Source organism: Pseudomonas sp. R62, assembly GCF_000257605.1.
Taxonomy (GTDB): domain Bacteria; phylum Pseudomonadota; class Gammaproteobacteria; order Pseudomonadales; family Pseudomonadaceae; genus Aquipseudomonas; species Aquipseudomonas atacamensis.
Genome location: NZ_AHZM01000932.1, coordinates 1 through 740 on the forward strand (window position 1 = coordinate 1; position 740 = coordinate 740).

1 protein-coding gene and 1 pseudogene are annotated in these 740 nt (G+C 64.9%); both read right to left on the reverse strand.

What is annotated here, in order from left to right; all coding sequences use genetic code 11:
- Positions 1-316: pseudogene (locus OQK_RS01200) on the reverse strand (phosphoribosyl-dephospho-CoA transferase MdcG domain-containing protein); the annotation flags it as partial.
- Positions 310-740 (reverse strand): biotin-independent malonate decarboxylase subunit gamma (locus tag OQK_RS01205; RefSeq protein WP_016770746.1); only part of this gene is annotated, 431 nt, incomplete at its 5' end. The pseudogene OQK_RS01200 and the gene OQK_RS01205, both read right to left, overlap by 7 nt.

A 740-nucleotide genomic window follows, 5' to 3' on the forward strand; every position in this document is an offset into this window, starting at 1 on the left:
CGCAGTCATCGAGCATCGGCCGTAGTTGTTTGAGCGCCTGCATCACCGGCAGATCTCGCGCGCATTCAACATGGCAAAGGGCTTCGGGGCTGACCCGACAGGCAATCGAATCGAGCGGCATAAACGCCGCCAGCCGCTGCTCACGCAACACACCGCGCACGCCGACCGCGACAAAACCGTCAGCACTCAACGCCCGCCGCACCACCACCGGTTGCCCGGCCGCCAGCGCCGCGACCGCCCACGCTGGCGCATCCGCCGGCAACTGCGTTGGGGTCATACCCCAGAGCAGGTCGTGGGCCAGAGGCAGGTTCACCACTGTGCCCTCAGCAATTCGCGGACTTTGCTGGAGGCGGCACGATTGCTCGCACCAAGGCGCCCTTTCAAATCAGTGCTGGTCACATCGCTGATCGCTTGCTTCAGGCACTCAGTCACGCGCGTCAGATCTTCCTCTGTCGGCTGTTCAATCTGCTGCACCGAGAGGGTTTCCCAGAGCAGACCGAGGCTGGCGTAGCTGTCGATGTCGTAGGCCATCGGCGGCACGCTGGCGGCCAACGCTTCCAGCTCTTCGACGCTGCGCAAGGTCACCCGCGCCGCTGAGGCCTTGCCCATCGCATGCACCATCACGCCGGGATCGCGCAGGGCGATCAGGCGGTTGGCCTGATAACCATGAGCCAGAAACGCCCCGGACATCGCTTTGCCCACCAGCAGCGCAATCACCGGATGCCCGGCCAAGCGTGCAC